Below are 18,601 nucleotides of genomic sequence, written 5' to 3' on the forward strand. Positions count from 1 at the left end.
AACAAATGCCCACTTCGGGATCCGGCGACGGACCAAGAACAAACGCCCACTCCGGGATCCGGCGAAGGACCAACAACAAACGCCCACTCCGCGATCCGGAGAAAACAAAGAGCAAAACCTCACTCCGCCGCGCCAGCCGGCCCCGCCCCGCGCTGCCGCCGAGCGCGCCGTTCTTCCGCGCGAATCCGAAACCGATCCATATAAAGATAGACCACAGGCGTCGTATAGAGCGTGAGCATTTGACTCACGATCAACCCGCCAACGATCGCGATCCCGAGCGGCGCACGCATCTCCGAACCTTCGCCGCTGCCGAACGCCAGCGGCAGCGCACCGAGCAGGGCGGCGGCGGTCGTCATCATGATCGGGCGAAAGCGCAACAGACACGCCTCGCGAATCGCGTCCTGCGGCGTCTGCGCGCCGTGGCGCGTCGCCTCGATCGCGAAATCGACCATCATGATCGCGTTCTTCTTCACGATGCCGATCAGCAAAATAACCGCGATCAGCGCGATGATGCTGAACTCCGTCTTGAACAACAGCAACGCGAGCAGCGCACCGATGCCCGCCGACGGCAAAGTAGAGAGAATCGTGATCGGATGGATGTAGCTCTCGTACAGAATCCCGAGCACGATGTAAACCGCTGCGAGCGCCGCCAGAATAAGGAGCGGCTGGTCGTTGAGCGATTGCTGGAACGCCTGCGCCGTGCCCTGGAAGCTGCCGTGAATGGTCTGCGGCACGCCGATCGTGGCCATGGTCTCGTAGATCGCCGCGGTCGCGTCGGAGAGCGACTTGCCCGGCGGCAAATTGAACGAGATCGTCGATGCGACGAACTGGCTCTGGTGATTCACCGAAAGCGGCGTGTTGCCCGGCCCGAACTTCGCAATCGCGGAAAGCGGCACCATCGTTTCCTTCGATGTCGACACCGCCGCGCCCGACGACGACCCGTTCTTGCCCGTCGCGGCGATCGCGTTGGTCGCCGAGTTCTTCACGGCGGCCAGCGCAAGGGCAGCGGTTGTGTCGGACGTGCTCGTCGAGGAACCGCCCGCGCCCGTCGATCCCGTCGCCGAAGTGGACGCGGTCGTCGTCGTGCCGGACGTGGTCGTCGATTGCGTCGATGCCGAACCGCTCGCCGTGCCGCCCGACGTGCTGATGTAAATCTGCTTGAGCATCTCCGGGTCCTGCCAGTATTTCGGCGCGAGCTCCATCACGACGTGATACTGCGACAGCGGGTTGTAGATGGTCGATACCTGCCGCTGGCCGAATGCGTCGTAGAGCGTGTTGTCGATCTGCGCGGGCTTGATGCCGAGGCGCGCGGCCGTCGCGCGGTCGAACGTGACCATCGCTTCGAGGCCGCCTTGCTGCTGGTCGGAGTTGACATCGGCGAGTTCGGGGCGCTTTTGCAGCGCCTCGGTGAGAAGCGGCCCCCACTTGTACAAGTCCGCCGTGGAGTCGGACAGCAGCGTGAACTGATATTGCGCGTTCGATTGCCGCCCGCCCACGCGAATGTCCTGCACCGCCTGAAGGAAGGTGCGCGCGCCGGCGACATCCGCGAGCGGCTTGCGCAGGCGGTTGATGACCTGATCGGCGGACACCTTGCGCACGCTCTTCGGTTTGAGCGAGATGAACATGAAGCCCGAATTGGTCGAGCGCCCGCCCGTGAAGCCCGCGACGCTGTCGACGGCCGGGTCCGCTTCGACGATCTTCATCATCTCGGCGAACTTGAGTTTCATCGCCTGGAACGACGTGCTCTGGTCCGCCTGAATGCCGCCGATGATGCGGCCCGTGTCCTGCTGCGGGAAAAAGCCCTTCGGCACGATGACGTACAGATAAACGTTCAGCCCGATGGTCGCCAGCAGGATCAGGAGAATCGTGCGCGGATGCGTGAGCGCCCAGCCGAGCGTGCGCGCATAGCCGCGCTGCATGCGATCGAACTGGCGCTCCAGCCAGCGCGCGACGCGGCCTTCCTGCTTGCGCTCGTGCGGCTCTTCGAGCAGGCGCGAGCACATCATCGGCGTGACGGTCAGCGAGACGACGAGCGACACCGCGATCGCGAGCGACAGCGTGAGCGCGAACTCGCGGAACAGCCGCCCGACGATGCCGCCCATCAGCAAAATGGGCAGGAACACGGCGACGAGCGACACGCTGATCGACAGCACCGTGAAGCCGACTTCACGCGCGCCGAGTATGGCGGCCTGCATCCGCGGCACGCCTTTTTCCACATGCCGCGTGATGTTCTCGAGCACGACGATCGCGTCGTCGACGACGAAGCCCGTCGCGATGGTCAGCGCCATAAGCGAGAGATTGTCGAGCGAGAAGCCGAGCAGATACATCGCCGCGAACGTGCCGATGATCGAGATCGGCACGGCGACGCTCGGTATCAGCGTCGCGCGCCAGTTGCGCAGGAACAGGAACACGACCATCACGACGAGCGCCACGGCGATCACGAGCGTGAGCTCGGTATCGTGCAGCGATGCGCGGATGGTCGTGGAGCGGTCGGCGGTCGGCGTGATCTGCACGTCGGCGGGAAGCGCGGCCTGCAACTGCGGCAGCATCGACTTCACGCGGTCGATCGTCTCGATGATGTTCGCGCCCGGCTGGCGATACAGGATCACGAGCACCGCGCGCTTGTTGTTGATGAGGCCGAGATTGCGCAAGTCTTCGACGGAATCGACCACTTCGCCGACATCCGAAAGCTTCACCGCCGCGCCGTTGCGGTACGCGACCACGAGGTCCTTGTACTGCGCGGCCTTGCTCGCCTGATCGTTGGTGTAGAGCTGGACGCGCGTGCCCTTGAACTCGATCGCGCCCTTCGGACTGTTCGCGTTCGCCGACGCCAGCGCGGCGCGCACGTCCTCCAGCCCGATGCCGTAGTGAAAGAGCGCACCCGGCTCGAGCTCGACGCGCACGGCCGGATTCGCCGAGCCGCTCACGTCCACTTCGCCGACGCCCGGCACGGTCGAGAGCGTCTGCTGCAGCACGGTCGCCGCGGAATCGTAGAGCGAGCCCGCCGTGCGCGTGGGCGAGGAGAGCGCGAGCACGAGAATCGGCGCGTCGGCGGGGTTGACCTTGTGGTACGTCGGATTCTGGCGCAGCGCGGTCGGCAGGTCGGCGCGCGCGGCGTTGATCGCGGCCTGCACGTCGCGCGCGGCGCCGTCGATATCGCGATTCAGGCCGAATTGCAGCGTGATGCGCGTCGTGCCGACAGAGCTCATCGAGGTCATTTCGCTGACATCGGCGATGGTGCCCAGATGTCGCTCCAGCGGACTCGCGACGCTCGTCGCCACCGTCTCCGGACTCGCGCCGGGCAAGGACGCCTGCACGGAGATGGTCGGAAAATCGACTTGCGGCAACGGCGCCACCGGCAAGCGCACGAACGCGAACATGCCCGCGAGCGCGATGCCGACCGCGAGCAGCGTCGTGGCGACGGGCCGGGCGATGAAGATGCGCGACAGGTTCATGACTCAGCGGCCCTCGCTGGCCGGGGCCGGCGGCGCGTCGCGATGAAAGCGCGCGCGCAGCTTGCGGGCGAGCGAATCGAAGCCGAGATAGATGACGGGCGTCGTGAACAGCGTGAGCAACTGCGACACGATCAGGCCGCCGACGATCGCCACGCCGAGCGGACGCCGCAGCTCCGAGCCCGCGCCCCAACCGAGCATCAGCGGCAGTGCGCCGAGGAGCGCGGCCATCGTGGTCATCAGAATCGGGCGGAAGCGCAGCAGACACGCCTGGAAGATCGCTTCGCGCGGGGGCTTGCCCTGATCGCGCTCCGCTTCGAGCGCGAAGTCGATCATCATGATCGCGTTTTTCTTCACGATGCCGATCAGAAGCACGATGCCGATGATGCCGATGATGTCCAGATCGTGCCCGGTGATCATCAGCGAGAGCAGGGCGCCGACGCCTGCGGACGGCAGCGTCGAGAGAATCGTGATCGGATGGATGAAGCTCTCGTACAGCACGCCGAGCACGATATACATTGTGACGATGGCCGCGAGAATCAGGAACAGCTCGTTCGACAGCGACGCCTGGAACGCGAGCGCGGCGCCCTGATAGCGGATCTGGAACGACGCGGGCAAGCCGATTTCCTCCTTGGCCTGCTCGATTGCTTTCACGGCCTCGCCGAGCGACGCGCCCTTCGCGAGATTGAAGGAAACGGTCGTCGCCGGGAACTGGCCGAGGTGCGTGACGAGCAAGGGCGCCGCGCGTTCGTGGAACTTGGCGATGGCCGAGAGCGGCACCTGACCGTTGGTCGCGGTGGAAGAGGGCAGATAGATGCCGTTCAGCGTTTCGCTGTAATGCGCGTCGGACGGTTCGGCTTCGAGAATCACGCGGTACTGGTTCGATTGCGTGAAAATCGTCGAGATGATGCGCTGGCCGAATGCATCGTAGAGCGCATTGTCGACGGTCGCGGGCGTGATGCCGAAGCGCGCGGCTGTCTCGCGGTCGATCTCGATATAAACCGACTGGCCGTTCTGCTGCAGATCGGTAGCGACGTCCGTCAGCACGGACGTGTGTTGCAGCCGCTCGACGAGCTTTGGCACCCATTCCGCGAACTCCGACGCGTTCGGGTCCGTCAGCATGAACTGATACTGCGTCGGGCTGACGGTCGAATCGATCGTCAAATCCTGCACCGGCTGCATGTACAGCTTGATGCCGGGAATATCGGCGACTTCGCTCTGAATTTCGCGGATGACATCGCTCGACGTATTGCTGCGGTCGTCGCGCGGCTTCAGGTTGATGAGCATGCGCCCGCTGTTCAGCGTGATGTTCGAGCCGTCCACGCCGACGAACGAGGTGAGGCTTTCGACGTCCGGGTTCTGCAGAATCTTTTTCGCGAGCGCCTGCTGCTGGTCCGCGACAGCCTGGTACGACGCGGCCTGCGGCGCTTGCGTAATCGCCTGGATCACGCCGGTGTCCTGCGTCGGGAAAAAGCCCTTCGGAATGTACACGTACAGCACGGCGGTCAGAATGAGCGTGAGCACGAAGACGAACAGCGTCGCGCGTTGGCGCGCGAGCACCCATTCCAGCGCGACCGCGTAACGCCCGATCACGTAATCGATGAACTGATGCGCGCGCGCCTCGAAGCGCTTGCTTTCCTTCGGCGGCGTGTGGCGCAGGAGTTTTGCGCACATCATCGGCACGAGCGTGAGCGAGACGATTGCCGAAATGACGATGGTCACCGCGAGCGTGATCGCGAACTCGTGAAAGAGGCGGCCGACGACATCGCCCATGAAGAGCAGCGGAATCAGCACGGCGATGAGCGAGACCGTCAGCGAGATGATGGTGAAGCCGATCTGCTTCGAACCCTTCAGCGCCGCTTCGAGCGGCGGATCGCCTTCCTCGACGTAACGCGCGATGTTCTCGATCATCACGATGGCGTCGTCGACCACGAAGCCGGTCGCGATGGTCAGCGCCATCAGCGAGAGATTGTCGAGCGAGAAGCCGCACAGGTACATGATCGCGAGCGTGCCGACGAGCGACAGCGGCACCGACAAGCTCGGAATGATGGTCGCGTAGACGTTCGCGAGGAACAGATAGATGACGAGCACGACCAGCACGACGGACAGCGCGAGTTCGAACTGCACGTCGCGCACCGAAGCGCGGATGGTCGTCGTGCGATCCGTGACGACGCGCACGTCGAGCGCGGCCGGCAGCGATTGCTGCAATTGCGGCAGGATTTTCTTGATGCCGTCGACCACCGCAATCACGTTCGCGCCCGGCTGACGCTGCACGTTCAGGATGATCGCGGGCGTCGAATCGACCCATGCGCCGAGCTTCGTGTTCTCCGGCCCCTCGACGATGCTCGCGACGTCCGTCAGCATCACCGGACGGCCGTTGCGATACGCGACGACCGCGCTCTTGTACGCGTTCGCGTCGGTGAGCTGGTCGTTCGCGTTGATGGTGTAGGCGCGCGTCGGGCCGTCGAAGTTGCCCTTCGGCGTGTTGACGTTGAGGTTCGAGATCGTCGTGCGCAGATCGTCGATGTTCAGGCCATACGACGCCAGCGCGCGCGTGTTCGCGCGAATCCGCACGGCAGGGCGATTGCCGCCGCTCACCGATACGAGGCCGACGCCCGCGACCTGCGAGATCTTCTGCGCGAGACGCGTGTCGGCGAGGTCTTGCACTTGTGTCAGCGGCAAGGTTTTGGAGCTGACCGCGAGCGTCATGATCGGCGCGTCGGCGGGGTTCACCTTTGCGTAGATCGGGGGCGCGGGCAGGTCGGACGGCAGCAGGTTGCCCGCTGCGTTGATCGCCGCCTGCACTTCCTGTTCGGCGATATCGAGCGGCAAATCAAGGCTGAACTGCAGCGTGATGACCGATGCGCCCGCCGAACTTTGCGACGACATCTGGTTCAGGCTCGCCATCTGCCCGAACTGCTTTTCGAGCGGCGCCGTGACGCTCGACGTCATCACGTCGGGCGACGCGCCCGGATAGAACGTCTGGACCTGGATCGTCGGATAGTCGACGGCGGGCAGCGCCGAGAGCGGCAAAAAGCGCAACGCGACGAGGCCGACCAGCATGATCGCCGCCATCAGGAGCGCCGTGCCGACCGGACGCAGAATAAAAATGCGGGATGGATTCATGCTTTCGAATGGCGCTTACTGCTGCGATTGCTGACGCCGATGACCGCCGTGGCGCGCACCCGACGCCGCCGAAGCCGGCGCCGCAGCCGACGCGCCCGATGCACCCGACGCGCCCGATGCCGCTTTCGCCTTTTCAGCCGGAATCGTGATTTTCGCGCCTTCCTTCAGGCGGTCCGAGCCGTCGATGACCACGCGCTCGCCGACTTGCAGTCCGGATTTGATGCTGGTGCGCTCGCCGTCGACCGGGCCGGTTTTCACGTTGCGCACGGTGACGGTGTTGTCCGGCTTCACGACGTACACGAACGCGCCCGACGAACCGTTGAGCACCGCCGGCGTCGGCACGATGGTCGCGTTCTTGATGACATCGACGAGCAGCTTCGTGTTCACGAACTGATTCGGGAAAAGCATGCCTTCCTTGTTGTCGAAGGTAGCGCGCAGCTTGACGGTGCCGGTCGTCGTGTCGATCTGGTTGTCGACGGTCTCGAGATAGCCCGCTTCGAGCGACGTGGTATTCGCACGGTCATACGCCGTGACCGACATCTTCGTGCCCGCGTGCAGCGGCTTGAGAATCGCGGCGAGATTGTCTTCGGACGTGGTGAAGATCACGCTGATCGGCTGCAACTGCGTGATGACGACGACGCCGTTCGTGTCGCCCGTCGTCACGTAGTTGCCCGGATCGACCTGACGCAAGCCGACGCGCCCCGACACCGGCGCCGTGATGCGCGCGTAGGTCAGATCGAGCTTGTAGGTATCGACGTTGGCCTGATCCGACTTCACCGCGCCTTCGTACTGCTTGACGAGCGACGCCTGCGTGTCGACCTGCTGTTTCGCGATGGAATCCTGCGAGAGCAGCGTCTGATAGCGCTGCAGGTCGAGGCGCGCGGTCTGCAGCAGCGCCTGGTCTTTCGCGAGCGTGCCCTCGGCGTTGCGCAGCGAGATTTCATACGGACGCGGATCGATCTGCGCGAGCACGTCGCCCTTCTTGACCATCTGGCCTTCCTTGAACGCGACATCGACGAGCGTGCCGTTCAACTGCGTCTTGACCGTGACGTTCGCGAGCGGCGTCACGGTGCCGAGCGAACTGATGACCACAGGCATTTCGCCTTGGGTGACGGTCGCGACATGCACCGGCTGCGGCTGATTCATCGGATTCGGCATGCCGCGCCTTCCGCCTTGACGGGCTTCCGGCGCGCCGCTCGTGCCGCCGCTCTCGCCGCGATTCCACGGATGCCACCACGCAACTGCGCCGGCGACGATCAGGATCGCGACGATGAGCGGCACGACCCGGCGCCGCCGCGGCGCGGGTTCGATGGCGGCAGGCGTCGGAGGCGTCGGGCGCGAGTGCCCTGGGGGATTCTTTTGGTCGTCCATCGGTTCGGAGGCTGGTCTTTCAAATCTGTTCGGAGCGCGGACGGGCGGCGGTCACGGTTCAAGCGCCAGACGATGCGCCGCGCGCATGAACCGAGACCGAAGCGGAGGCCGTGAATGACGCGGGGCCGTTGAAAGCGGCTGGAAAGGCTGCCTGTCGAGCCAGGCGAGCAATCCGGCGCGACCCCGGTGCGCGCGAAGCATGATGCTACGTCCCGCACCCGAGGGCGTCCACCGGCCTTTCTTTCTGTTGATTACGAGTGTTACACGCGCAACCGGCCGCGCTCTCGAAGGCGTTCGGCCGCGCGGCGGCCGTCGCGTAGTCTAACTGGCGGCGCGCAATAGGTTCGGGGCGTGCGTTCCGCCGATCTCGCGTGTGATCTGCTCGACGCAATCGAGCAGGGCGGGCGCGACCTCGTCGATCAATATGTCGCGCGGACACTGATGCGCGGCGCCGCCGCAATTGACCGAATAGCGTTCTTCGGACGGCCCGACGAAGCCCGCAGCGACCGCATTCAATCCGTGATGCCATTCGCCGATGGAGATCGCGAAGCCGAGGCGCAACGCATCGTCGAGGCCGCGTTGCAAGCCGCCCGCGATGGCCGGCCAGTCGTCGCCGGATGCGATCTGCAAGCTGCCGATCAGCGCACGCCGATCCGCGTCGGACAACACCGCGAGATACGCGCGTCCGACAGCGGTGCGGCTCAGGTCCATCCTGCCGCCGACTTCCAGCCGCGACACCAGAACGGCGGACCGCGGCCGAATGGCATCGATTACAACCATCTCCAAACGATCGCGCACGGCGAGGTGCACCGAGAGACCAGTGCGCTCGGCGAGACGGATAAGAAACGGGCGCGCTCGAGCGCGAATATCGAAATTACGTAAGAATCCGTTGCTCAGTTCGAGAACGGACGCCGTCAGCACGAAGCGCTCGCTGTCGGGCAAGCGGTGCAGCAATCCGGCGCCGACGAGCGTCGCGGTGATCCGGGATATCGTGGGCTTCGGAATTCCCGTCCAGTCGGTCAGTTCGCGATTGCTCACCGGCGCGTCCGCGGCGGCGATCCGGCGCAGCACATCGAGCCCGCGGGCGAGCGCGGTCACTTCCTCGCCGTCCTTCTCCCGGGCGCGTTCGCGGCCCACCGACGGTTCGTTTTGCATAGGCATTCGTTAAGTGAAACATCGTTTTGTTTGATGACCTGGCGCAATTCTACAAGGCCAGCACGAGAAACTTGCAAACGATGCAAACCTTCAGAATAAGCTGTACTCGCAACGAAACTTTTATGTGTTTCGGTGCATGTTGAACGAAACTTGGGCAGTTGCCCGGACCGCGAGATTTTGCTTGACTTGAGCAGCGATCCCGGAAAAAATGGAACCGAATTTCGAAACCCGGGGTGACGTGCGCTTCAGCGCTTACCGCCCGAGCTTCGGAGACAGGCTCTCAGGTTCTAGCACGGCCCTCGGAATGGCTAGAACTTTTAAGGCGCTACGGAAACGTAGCGCCTTTTTTTTCGTCCGTGCGTTCGTCGAAAGTCTTGGCGCGAATATACCGGAAAGCGCGGGGGAGCCGGGTCTCGTCGTTCGGACGTCGAAAGGAAATGATGGGGAGAGAAGCGGCAGTCATCTTCGCTGCCGAAAGCAAAACGCGGCGCAATGTGCGCCGCGCTGGGAGATCAATACATGTTCGCAAACACGCGTGGCTGCCGAAGCAAGCGTTTGCCGCGCCCGATCCAGTAGACCGCTGCGCACACCAGCAATAGCGCGACCGAGTACACGACGAGCGGCGAAATTCGTTCGGGCGCGGGCGGGCTCGTCGCGATGAGCAGAGCCGCGAAGAATGCAGCGCCCGCCTGACAGAAAGCGCGGTGAGCGAGACTGCGACGCATGCGTGGAGTGGTGAAGCGGGAGACAGGGGCGCGAGTGAACGGCTCGAAGAGCATCAACCCTGCGACAAGGGCGACGGCGACATTCATGAAGAGCATGGTGCGAGACTTCGTGGGAGGCGGGACGGCGGCAAATATATGCCAACCGTATAGGGTGCCAAAACCAGAAGTCTCCGAAATGTAGAGGGAAAATTCTATTCGCCGCTCACCGCGGGTAAATCGTTTGCGCCAGCTATATGTAAGGCTGGCGCACCCCGTTGACCAGAGGCGAGGTTCCCCTGCGATGCAAGGTTTCAAAGTTCGATTCGAGTGCCGAGCAGCGCCAGGAATTGCCCGATCCACGCCGGATGCGCGGGCCATGCGGGCGCGGTGACGAAATTCGCATCGGTGATGGCCTCATCGACGGCGATATCGGCGTAAGTCGCGCCCGCGAGCCGCACTTCGGGCGCGCACGCCGGGTACGCGGAAATGCGCCGCCCTTCGATCACGCCCGCCACCGCGAGCAATTGCGCGCCGTGGCAGACCGCGGCGATCGGCTTGTTCGCCTGCGCGAAGTGCCGCACGAGTTCGAGCACGCGATCGTTCAGGCGCAGATATTCCGGCGCGCGGCCGCCTGCGATCGCGAGCGCGTCGTAACGGGCCGGATCGATGTCGTCGAAGCTCGCATTCAGCGTGAAGCGATGTCCCGGCTTCTCCGTATAAGTCTGATCGCCTTCGAAATCGTGGATCGCCGTCTTCACGGTGTCGCCGCGCTTTTTACCGGGGCACACCGCATCCACCGTATGGCCGACGGCCTGCAACGCCTGAAACGGAACCATCGTTTCATAGTCCTCGGCGAAATCGCCGGTGAGAAACAGAATCTTCTTGGCAGCCATCGCTAACCTCGTCAGGGAATGGGTTGTCGGATGCTCGATGCCGCGCGCCGCTCCATCGCGCTCGCGCCGCGCGGATCAGTCTACTATTCGCGCCGCGCTTCGCATGTGACAGCGCGAAGCGACGCGCACCGACAGCGTATGATGTGCGCGAGTTTCGAGACGAAGGAAGGTATCACCATGCAGATGACTCCCATGACCCGCATCGCCGTGACGCTCGCCGCGCTGGGCGTGCTGGCCGCGTGCGAGAAGCACGACGCAACCGCGGGGCAGGCCGCGAGCGCTCTCAACAATCTGGCGAGCCAGACGAGCCAGAAGTTCGACCAGGCGGCGAGCTACGTCGGCCAGAAGGTCGATGCCGCGAAACAATCGGCGCAGCAGAACATCGACAGCGCCGGATCGATGCCCGATGTCTCCGCGAGCAGCGTCGCCGCGACGGCGCGATCGAACTTCGACAGCGCGGCGAGCGCGACGAACGCCGCGATCAACAATGCCGCGAGCGCGACGGGCGCGGGCTTGCAATCGGCGGGGCGCAAGCTGCAGGAATGGTCCGCGCAGTCGGGCGGCGCGTCGAATCCGCAAGCGAGCGCGCAAGGCTCGGTCGCCGGCCCCACGTCCGAGTCCAGCGGCGCGCGCACCGAGATGGATAAATAGAGCTGTTTCGTCTGAAAAATCAACGCAGAAGCGCTTAACATTCGGTTACGTCCGCTTTGGGCGGCCTCCCTGTTATAGCCGCTAAACTGGCGGACTTTCAGAAATCGAGACCGTTATGAAGTCACGCAAGCTCGCGCCGCGAAGCGCGGCGGAGTCTGGCGCGATCTCCTGGATGGCGGCGAGCGTGCTGTTGCGCGCCGCACTCGCGCGCCACGCTGCGCGCGCGTTTTCGCTTGCAATGTCGTCGATGCTCGCCGCGCTGGCCGCGTCGATCGTGTTCGCCTCGCCTGCCGTCCAGGCCGCACAGGCCCTCACGCTGCCCACGTTCCAGGAACTGATCACGCCGGCCGCGCCCGCATCCGCACCGGATGCCGCGTCGGCGCCCGCGATGTCCGACGCCGAGATGCTGCGCTCGCTCGACAACATCATCGCCACCCTCGATAGCGACAAGCAGCGCACGGCGCTCGTCGCGCAGCTCAAGCATCTGCGCGATGCGAAGCGCGCCGCCGATTCCACCGCTCCGGCATCCGGTGCCGCGGCGGCCTCCGCGACGGCGGACACCGCCGCGAGCGGCACGGCAGCGGGCGCACAGCCGACTTCGGGAACGACGGCATCGTCGGTCGTGGCGACCATCGCGCAGAACGCGGGCTTGCTGGGCGCGATCGCGTCGGCGCTCACGAACATCGAGGCCGACGTGAAGCGCGGCAAGACGCCTATCGCCTATTGGGTCGGACGCTTCAACGCCGCCGGCAACGAGCTTTTCACGATCGTCACGAGCCAGAGCCGCGAATCGTTCGGCCGCACGCTCTTCAACTATTTCGCGACGCTCGCGGGCTGGGGCGCATGCGCGATGGCGCTCGTCTATCTGCAGCGGCGCGTGCGGGCGCGATTCGGCATCGACAGCGGCCTGCATTCGAACCCGACGACGCGCGAACTGCTGCTCTTCACGCTGCGCCGCGTCGCGCCGTACCTGTTCGCGTTCCTCGCGGCGCTCACGTTCACGCACTACATGCCGCTGTCGCTCGGCCGCACGCTCGCGATGGTCACCGCTTACGCGATCGTCGCGGGCGCGGTGTTCTCCGCAATCTGTCTCATCATGTTCTCGCTGTTCGGCTCGGCGCACCGGCGCGTCGCGGTGAACCTGCTCATCGGCCGCGCGCGGCGGCTTCTCTTTCTGATCGGCACGCTCGGCGCGCTCGGCGACGCCGCCGCGAATTACGACGTCGCGCAGCAGCTCGGCACCAATCTCTCCGCGCTGATCTCGACGTGCGCGAACATGGGCGCCGCGGCGCTCACCGCGTATTTCGCGCTCGCGTTCCAGCGGCCCGTCGCGCATCTGATCCGCAGCCGCACGTACGAGCAGCGCAACACGCGCAAGGCCGCGACCGAGACGTTCGAAGTGGTCGCGTCGCTTTGGCAGTTGCCGCTGCTGCTGCTCGCGTCGGCGTCGGTCGTGGCGACGCTCATGGGCATCGGTACGTCGGAAAACGTGCTGCAGATGGCGATCGCCACCGCGGGCCTGCTCGTCGTCGCGTTCTTTCTCTCGGCGATCGTCGTGCGTATCACGCGGCCCAAGTCGAGAAAACCGCGCCGCCAGTCGGCGTATGTGCGCAGGCTCGTCAAGTTCGTCGGCACGATGATCGTGGTCGGCGTCTGGCTCGTGTTCCTCGAATTGTCGTCGCGTTTCTGGGGATTCTCGCTCGCGCACATGGCCGAGGAGAGCGTCGCCGCGCGCGGCATCACGCACGCGGTCGGGATGATCGTGCTGACGTTCTTCGTCGTCTGGCTGATCTGGATTCTGATCGACACGGGCATTCAGGAAGCGCTCAGGCCCGACGCGGCGCGGCGCGGCGGACGCGGCCCGAGCATGCGCGCCCGCACGATGCTGCCGCTCGTGCGCAACGTGGTGTTCGTGTTCCTGCTGACGGTCGCCGCGATCGTCACCGCCGCGAATCTCGGCCTGAATGTGACGCCGCTGCTCGCGGGCGCGGGCGTGATCGGCCTCGCGGTGGGTTTCGGCGCGCAATCGCTCGTGGCGGATCTGATCACCGGGCTTTTCATCATCATCGAGGACACGATTTCGGTCGGCGATTCGATCGAGGTCGAAGGCGGTCACGCGGGCATCGTCGAAAGCCTGACGATCCGCACCGTGCGCCTGCGCGACGGCCAGGGCGCGATCCACGCGATTCCGTTCTCGCAGATCAAGACGGTGAAGAATCTGTCGCGCGATTTCGCGTACGCGGTGTTCGAGGTGCGCGTGCCGTTTTCGGCGGACGTCGACCAGGTCACGCAGATGATTCGCGAAGTCGGCGCGGATCTGCTGGACGATTTCCGCTATCGGCTCGAAATGCTCGGGCCGGTCGAAGTGTGGGGACTCGACCGCTTCGATCCGAACTGGATGGTCGTGAAAGGGCAGATCAAGACGCGCCCGTTGCAGCAATGGAGCGTCGCGCGGGCGTTCAATCTGCGTATCAAGCGCAAGATGGACGAAGCCGGCATCGAGATTCCGGTTCCGCAGATGCACGTGCAAATGACGCGCGACGCGATGTCGGGCGCCGACGCCGAAGGACGCGAGCGCGCGCGGCGCATCTGGACGGGCGAGGCGCCGGCGCCGGTGGAAGAGGAAGAAGAACTCGCGGCCGGGCCGGCCTTTGTGCGCGAGACGAAGATCGCCGCAGCCGCGGCCCGCGACGTTTCGCACGAACCCCAGCCGGCGCCGCCGCCGACCGATCAATCCGTGCAGATTCCGCCGCAGATTCCGACCGCGTCCGAGCCGGGGAAGGGCTGAGCTTTTTTCAGGCGGCGAGCAGATCGTTGACGTGTGTGGCGATCTGCTCGCCCGCGACGCCGTAGACATGCAGCGATACGGCGCGCGCGGCGGCATCGGCGGGATTGCCGAGCTGATGAATCGCGCCGCGTCCCGCATCCACATAGGACACCGCGCCCGGCGCGCGCGGATGACGCCGCGTCTCGATCGCGCGATGGGCGACTGCATCCCAGCGATAAAGCGTTTCTTCGAGCGCGCCATCGATCACCGCATAGCCGCACCATGTCCGATGACCATGCACCGGGCTCGCTTGCCCCGGCTCCCAGACGAGCGCGGCGATCGCGTAACGGTTGAGCGGGTCGGCGGCGAGCAGATGACGGCAATAGTTCCGCGGATCGCTCACGCGCTGATCGGGGCGCAGCAGACCCGTATCGGCGATCGCGCGTTGCAGCGCGAGGCGCACGCGCTCGCCGAACGACGCGCGCGAATCCGCTTCGGCGGCGGCGAATGCGGCGTCGATTTCGCGGCACAGTCGTTCGAGCGCGGGGCTTCGTAACGCGGCACAATCGGCGGCCGGGGAAGCCGCCAAAGCCGATGAAGAGGGCCGCGCCAGGCGGCTGACATGTTCGAGTCGCATAGTGGATGAGCCGTCGCGTCGTTGTTGTTCGATCCGCTCATTTATACCGGCTTGCCTCCAGAATTAGTTTCCATATAATTCCGCTCGACCATCAAGAAATAGAATAATTTCCTATAAGGGGTGCAGCATGGGAATGGACCTCATCGACCGCAAGCTGCTCGAATTGCTTCAGCAGGATGTGACGATGCCCATCGCGGAACTCGCGCAGCGCGTGAACCTTTCGCAGACGCCGTGCTGGAAACGCGTGCAGCGTCTGAAAGAGACGGGCGTGATCCGCGCGCAGGTTGCGTTGTGCGATCCGAAGAAGCTGGGCGTCGGGACGACGGTGTTCGTCGCGGTACGCACCAACCAGCACACCCAGACCTGGGCCGACGATTTCACGCGCGCCGTGCGCGATATTCCGGAAGTGGTCGAGGTGTACCGGATGAGCGGCGAGACCGATTATCTGTTGCGCGTCGTGGTGTCGGATATCGACGACTACGATCGCGTCTACAAGCAACTCATTCGCGCCGTGCCGCTGTATGACGTGAGCTCGAGTTTCGCGATGGAGCAGATCAAGTATTCGACGGCGTTGCCGGTGCGCCCCACGCTCGAACCCTGAACCGCCGACACATAAGAAAAGCCGCCCGGGCGGGCGGCTCAACACGTCCGGTCACTAGGTATCCCGGGATTGCCCCTTTAGCCCTTCCCGGGATCGGACGCGCATGGAATCGTGACTAGTATCGTCAATCGGACGGGCCGCGTTCAAGCGCGCGCGTGCAGCAGAGAATTTCGCGATGGCGGCGCGGGTTGCGAAACGACGATGGGCGCCCCGCAATCCAACTGAAACCCAACCCGAGTACCATAGCGGGTCCTTCCCGACACGCCGCCACGAATCCATTCATGAGCCACGACCCCCGCGATCCGCGCCGCCCGGACGGTACGCCGAAAAAGAATCCGACCCGCGCCGTCAGCGTGTTCATCGTGGTCGTGGTGCTGATCGTGATCGGCACGATCCTGTTCAACGCGATCCGCGAGAAGCGCGAGTTCGACGAGGAAAACGCGCAGCCATCCGCGGCGAGCGACGTGCGCCCCGCCGTGCCGGCGGTCGGCGCGTCGCATTAGGCACGCGTCAAACCGGCAGGCGAATCTGCGCGGCGTCCTTCTCGATCAGCGATGACGCGGTCAGCATCTGCTTGCATTGATGCGCGAGCAGCTTGAGATCGTGAAGCGCATCGGCGGGCAGCGACTGCGCGCGCTCTGCATCGACGACCATCTTGTCCAGATCGCGCCGCAGTTGCTTGAGCGCGTCCGCGTGAGCGGGCGGCGCATCGGGCTTGGCGGCGGCGGGCAGTTCGCCCTCGGCCTCGGCGAGATTGTCGCGCACGATCCCGAAGGTGCGCTGCACCGGCTCGAACGGCTGACCGCCCACCTCGTTGAGCGATTGAAGCAGCGGCGCGGCGGCGGTGATCTGCGAGGCGAGCACATGGCTCTGCACGAGCAGATCGTTCAATTCGGCGGCATACCTTTGCTGCGCCTTGGGCTCCAGCATCATGCGCTGGAACGCCTGCGCGAGATTGGCGAACGCGATATGCACGTTCTTGCGCGCGAGCCGGTAGCGGAAGTCGCGGTCGAGCGCCGTGGCGGTCACCGTCGCCGCGGCGGATGCGCCCTTGCTCGCCGTGGCCGCCGTGCTCTCGCCGATGCTCACCGACGATAAACGCTGCGCCGTCGCGGTCGCGGCTTTCATCGCGGAATCGGCGGCGGGCGGCGGCGTGGCGGCCATCGGCTCGACCGGTTCGCTGACCGCTTCCGCCGTGATCGTCACCGTTTGCGCGGGCGTCGCCACGGCCGACGACGTCGCCGCCACCGCACCCGCATTCGCATCGGCGAACACGGCGCGATCGACCGGCGTTTCGGCCGCCGGCGCGTGAACCGCAGCCGCGCGCGCCTTGTCGGTCTGCGTCCCGCGCCACCACCAGCTCGCTTCGAGATAATTGCGCGTCGCGGCGAGCAGGTCCTTCACGGGCTTGCCCATCAGCCGATATTCCCAGTACGGAAACAGATGACTCGCCGCGATCGCGATCGCGCAGCCGACGACGGTGTCGATCGCGCGCTCGCCGATGATCCGCATGTTGCCCGGCGCGAGCAGATGGAACATCAGCAGCACATACGACGACGTGAACACGACGCTCGCCGCGTAGTTGAAAAGCAGGAGGCTGTAGCTCATCACCATCGACGCGAACATCACGACGAGCAGGATATGCGGCTCCTTGAAGAACAGGATCAGCGCGATGGTCACCGCGCAGCCGATCGCCGTGCCGATGATCCGCTGCGTGTTGCGCTGCTTGGTGAGCGAGTAGCCGGGCTTCAAAATGATGACGGTCGTCATCACGATCCAGTACGCGTTCGTGAGCGGCAAGAGACGCCCGAGCCAGAAGCCGATACCCACGGCGATCGTCACGCGCAGCGCATGCCGGAAACTCGGCGACGACATCGTGAGGTTCGAGAATATCTGCATGAACGGCACGCGCCGGCTCGATATGAAGCGCGACAGCGCGTGGTCGATCTGCACTTCGGTTTCGGTGACGCTCGGTTCGTCGCGCGTGCGGCGGCGCATCTTGTCGATGAGACGCGTCGCGCTCCACAGACGCCTGAACACGGCGGCCGCCGCCGCGTACGCTTCGGGATTCTTCTCCGGCAGCCCGTGCTTGCGCATCAGTTCCAGTTCGTATTCGATCGCGCGCAGTTCGGCCTTCATGCTGATCTGCCGGCCGGCCGCCTTGTTCTGCAGCACCGCGAGCCCGATTTCCTCGAGATCCGCGCTCGCCTTGCGCATCAGGTCGCGATAGAAGATCAGCACGTCGGAGCCGGCGAACGTCTTTCTCACGAGCGGATAGTCCGTATGCGCGCCGACGAAGAACTCGTGCAGATCGACCACGTTGATGAACAGATTGAAGAGCCGCGCGCGCCGCGCGTTGAGCTTGCCGCTCTTCACCTTCGGCAAGTTGCGCAGCACGATGTCGCGCGCCGCTTCCTGCCGCTCGACGGCCGCAATCTGCTTTTCGATGAGCACGCGATAACACTCGTCGAGATCGGCGTCGCTGTCGTAGAACTCGGCGCGCGCGAGCAGATACTCCGCGCAACTGAAGATGCTTTCGGCCAGCGCCTGCTGCTCGATGCGATAGACGAGCAGCCGTGAGACCAGCGTCGCCCAATACGTGTACCAGAGGCCGCCCAGCAAAATCCACGATGCGTTGATGAGCGCCTGCATCGGCGTGAAATGCTCTTCCAGCGTGACGACCATCATGAAGAGCGTCGCGAAGCTGATCTGCGGCCAGCGATTGCCGTACACGACGATCAGCGACAGCACGAACGTCAGCGGCACGATGGTCAGCCAGAGCGTGATCGGATTCGCGGTCGCGATGCCCGTTGCGAGCGCCGCAAGAAAGCCGATCACCGTGCACGCGAGCATCTCGTTGTGCTTGTGCCTGAGCGGGCCGGGCATGTCGACGACGCACGCACCGAGCGCGCCGGTCGCGATCGTGAAACCAAGCTCGCGATTGTGAAAGACGGTGAGCATCAGGACGGCGGGCAGCGATACGCCGAGCGCGATGCGCAACCCGCCAAAGAAATACTGGCTGTAAATGAACTTCCTGATTTCGAACGAATAGCGCATCGACTTCCTGTTTTACGCTCGTTGACGTCATGGGGACGAAGCGAGAATCGAGTCTAACCCAACTCACCCGGGCTTCGACCCTCGGCCATTCGGCCAGGTTCTCGGCGGCACGTCCGCTTTGTTATGCTGGCGCATTAGCTGACAAAGCTTTTCAAATCGCGCGCCGGTGAAGCTTTCACAGACCGCA

The 18,601-nt window shown here is 64.6% G+C and carries 12 protein-coding genes; 4 read left to right on the forward strand and 8 right to left on the reverse strand.

Annotated elements, in window-relative coordinates; all coding sequences use genetic code 11:
• Window positions 1–119 precede the first annotated feature (119 nt).
• The 6 genes from LDZ23_RS04310 to LDZ23_RS04335 all read right to left on the reverse strand — a co-directional run bounded on the left by LDZ23_RS04310 (window position 120) and on the right by LDZ23_RS04335 (window position 10,701).
• Window positions 120–3,455 (reverse strand): efflux RND transporter permease subunit, encoded by a 3,336-nt coding sequence (locus tag LDZ23_RS04310; RefSeq protein ID WP_034471185.1) that lies wholly within the window; start codon window positions 3,453–3,455, stop codon window positions 120–122.
• Between the two features lie 3 nt (window positions 3,456–3,458).
• Window positions 3,459–6,578, reverse strand: coding sequence for an MdtB/MuxB family multidrug efflux RND transporter permease subunit (locus tag LDZ23_RS04315; RefSeq protein ID WP_008350610.1), 3,120 nt, complete (start codon window positions 6,576–6,578; stop codon window positions 3,459–3,461).
• 15 nt (window positions 6,579–6,593) lie between these two features.
• Window positions 6,594–7,949, reverse strand: coding sequence for an MdtA/MuxA family multidrug efflux RND transporter periplasmic adaptor subunit (locus LDZ23_RS04320; RefSeq protein ID WP_244807852.1), 1,356 nt, complete (start codon window positions 7,947–7,949; stop codon window positions 6,594–6,596).
• A gap of 321 nt (window positions 7,950–8,270) precedes the next feature.
• Complete coding sequence (locus LDZ23_RS04325; RefSeq protein ID WP_008350606.1) at window positions 8,271–9,104, reverse strand: IclR family transcriptional regulator; 834 nt, start codon at window positions 9,102–9,104, stop codon at window positions 8,271–8,273.
• Window positions 9,105–9,616: 512 nt separating this feature from the next.
• Window positions 9,617–9,925: a hypothetical protein gene (locus LDZ23_RS04330; RefSeq protein WP_144403775.1), complete on the reverse strand. Its 309-nt coding sequence runs from the start codon at window positions 9,923–9,925 to the stop codon at window positions 9,617–9,619.
• 194 nt (window positions 9,926–10,119) lie between these two features.
• Window positions 10,120–10,701, reverse strand: a complete 582-nt coding sequence (locus tag LDZ23_RS04335; protein ID WP_244807853.1) for a DJ-1/PfpI family protein — start codon at window positions 10,699–10,701, stop codon at window positions 10,120–10,122.
• A gap of 177 nt (window positions 10,702–10,878) precedes the next feature.
• Here LDZ23_RS04335 and LDZ23_RS04340 point away from each other — a divergent pair, with 177 nt between their 5' ends.
• Window positions 10,879–11,352, forward strand: a complete 474-nt coding sequence (locus tag LDZ23_RS04340) for a BCAL1086 family glycoprotein (RefSeq protein WP_051079045.1) — start codon at window positions 10,879–10,881, stop codon at window positions 11,350–11,352.
• A 115-nt stretch (window positions 11,353–11,467) separates the two neighbouring features.
• Window positions 11,468–14,140 carry a mechanosensitive ion channel family protein gene (locus LDZ23_RS04345; protein ID WP_034471177.1) on the forward strand — a complete coding sequence of 891 codons (2,673 nt, stop codon included), beginning with the start codon at window positions 11,468–11,470 and terminating at the stop codon, window positions 14,138–14,140.
• Window positions 14,141–14,147: 7 nt separating this feature from the next.
• Here the strand turns inward: LDZ23_RS04345 and LDZ23_RS04350 are convergent, their stop codons facing one another.
• Window positions 14,148–14,756 (reverse strand): cysteine dioxygenase family protein, encoded by a 609-nt coding sequence (locus LDZ23_RS04350; protein WP_244807854.1) that lies wholly within the window; start codon window positions 14,754–14,756, stop codon window positions 14,148–14,150.
• Window positions 14,757–14,883: 127 nt separating this feature from the next.
• Between LDZ23_RS04350 and LDZ23_RS04355 the strand changes: the two genes are divergently transcribed.
• Complete coding sequence (locus LDZ23_RS04355; protein ID WP_033536869.1) at window positions 14,884–15,357, forward strand: Lrp/AsnC family transcriptional regulator; 474 nt, start codon at window positions 14,884–14,886, stop codon at window positions 15,355–15,357.
• 281 nt (window positions 15,358–15,638) lie between these two features.
• Window positions 15,639–15,860, forward strand: coding sequence for a hypothetical protein (locus LDZ23_RS04360; RefSeq protein WP_244807855.1), 222 nt, complete (start codon window positions 15,639–15,641; stop codon window positions 15,858–15,860).
• A 7-nt stretch (window positions 15,861–15,867) separates the two neighbouring features.
• On the opposite strand, the gene LDZ23_RS04365 is transcribed toward LDZ23_RS04360, so the two are convergent.
• Window positions 15,868–18,414 (reverse strand): FUSC family protein, encoded by a 2,547-nt coding sequence (locus LDZ23_RS04365; RefSeq protein ID WP_244807856.1) that lies wholly within the window; start codon window positions 18,412–18,414, stop codon window positions 15,868–15,870.
• Between the last annotated feature and the right edge of the window lie 187 nt (window positions 18,415–18,601).

The sequence above is a fragment of the Caballeronia zhejiangensis genome (assembly GCF_022879815.1).
GTDB lineage: Bacteria > Pseudomonadota > Gammaproteobacteria > Burkholderiales > Burkholderiaceae > Caballeronia > Caballeronia zhejiangensis.

Excerpts from the sequence above, each read along its gene's own strand:
- LDZ23_RS04310 (WP_034471185.1), bottom strand. The coding sequence starts at position 3,455 with ATGAACCTGTCGCGCATCTTCATCGCCCGGCCCGTCGCCACGACGCTG.
- LDZ23_RS04315 (WP_008350610.1), bottom strand. The coding sequence starts at position 6,578 with ATGAATCCATCCCGCATTTTTATTCTGCGTCCGGTCGGCACGGCGCTC.
- LDZ23_RS04320 (WP_244807852.1), bottom strand. The coding sequence starts at position 7,949 with ATGGACGACCAAAAGAATCCCCCAGGGCACTCGCGCCCGACGCCTCCG.
- LDZ23_RS04325 (WP_008350606.1), bottom strand. The coding sequence starts at position 9,104 with ATGCAAAACGAACCGTCGGTGGGCCGCGAACGCGCCCGGGAGAAGGAC.
- LDZ23_RS04330 (WP_144403775.1), bottom strand. The coding sequence starts at position 9,925 with ATGCTCTTCATGAATGTCGCCGTCGCCCTTGTCGCAGGGTTGATGCTC.
- LDZ23_RS04335 (WP_244807853.1), bottom strand. The coding sequence starts at position 10,701 with ATGGCTGCCAAGAAGATTCTGTTTCTCACCGGCGATTTCGCCGAGGAC.
- LDZ23_RS04340 (WP_051079045.1), top strand. The coding sequence starts at position 10,879 with ATGCAGATGACTCCCATGACCCGCATCGCCGTGACGCTCGCCGCGCTG.
- LDZ23_RS04345 (WP_034471177.1), top strand. The coding sequence starts at position 11,468 with ATGAAGTCACGCAAGCTCGCGCCGCGAAGCGCGGCGGAGTCTGGCGCG.
- LDZ23_RS04350 (WP_244807854.1), bottom strand. The coding sequence starts at position 14,756 with ATGCGACTCGAACATGTCAGCCGCCTGGCGCGGCCCTCTTCATCGGCT.
- LDZ23_RS04355 (WP_033536869.1), top strand. The coding sequence starts at position 14,884 with ATGGGAATGGACCTCATCGACCGCAAGCTGCTCGAATTGCTTCAGCAG.
- LDZ23_RS04360 (WP_244807855.1), top strand. The coding sequence starts at position 15,639 with ATGAGCCACGACCCCCGCGATCCGCGCCGCCCGGACGGTACGCCGAAA.
- LDZ23_RS04365 (WP_244807856.1), bottom strand. The coding sequence starts at position 18,414 with ATGCGCTATTCGTTCGAAATCAGGAAGTTCATTTACAGCCAGTATTTC.